This is a genomic window from Streptomyces glaucescens, from assembly GCF_002154375.1.
GTDB classification, from domain to species: domain Bacteria; phylum Actinomycetota; class Actinomycetes; order Streptomycetales; family Streptomycetaceae; genus Streptomyces; species Streptomyces glaucescens.
The window spans coordinates 1-606 of the sequence record NZ_MUND01000981.1; the positions used below are offsets into that span (position 1 = coordinate 1).

Genomic DNA, 606 nt, shown 5'->3' on the forward strand with positions numbered 1-606 from the left:
AGGTGTGTATAAGGGACAGGGTCCACTGGGACTCCAGGCGGGTCAGGGCCTCCAGCTCGCCGTAGTCGAGGAAGATCCCACGGCAGTTGCTGCACTGCTCGATCTGGACTCCGTTGCGGTTGTAGGTGTGCATCGCGGCACGGCACTTGGGGCACTGCACGGTCGGCTCAACTCCTCGCCGGTAGATCCTGCTTCATGTATCGCCAGCACAGACTCTGTCNNGGTGACGGCCTGGGCGGCGGCCTGGACGGTGAGGGCGCGGGCCGGGACGTCCAGGGCGGGCCACGGATCGCCGTCGGCCGGGACGGCCGGACCTCCGGCGGCGCGGTAGGCGTCCAGGAAGCGGGTCCACTCGTCGGGCGGGAGCAGACCGCAGGCGTACCAGGCCGCCGGGCGCGCCAGGTCCCAGGCCGGGACGCCCGCCCCGAGGTCGTCGACGTCGATGAGCCGCCACGGGCCGTCCGGGGCCGGGTGCCGGACGAGCTGTCCGAGGTGCAGATCGCCGTGACAGAGGGTGGCCGCGTCCGGCATGGGCGCCTCCCCGCGGGCCCAGGCGGGGAGGGCGGACCATGCCTTCAGGACGGTGGGCACGGCGGGGTGCGGGGC

At 73.0% G+C, this 606-nt stretch carries 1 protein-coding gene and 1 pseudogene; both read right to left on the minus strand.

Annotation, left to right across the window (positions count from 1 at the left end; genetic code table 11):
- Nucleotides 1-160 (minus strand): TFIIB-type zinc ribbon-containing protein (locus CCN42_RS45820; protein ID WP_281259576.1); only part of this gene is annotated, 160 nt, incomplete at its 3' end.
- A gap of 65 nt (nucleotides 161-225) precedes the next feature.
- A pseudogene (locus CCN42_RS39950) lies at nucleotides 226-606 on the minus strand (phosphotransferase family protein); the annotation flags it as partial.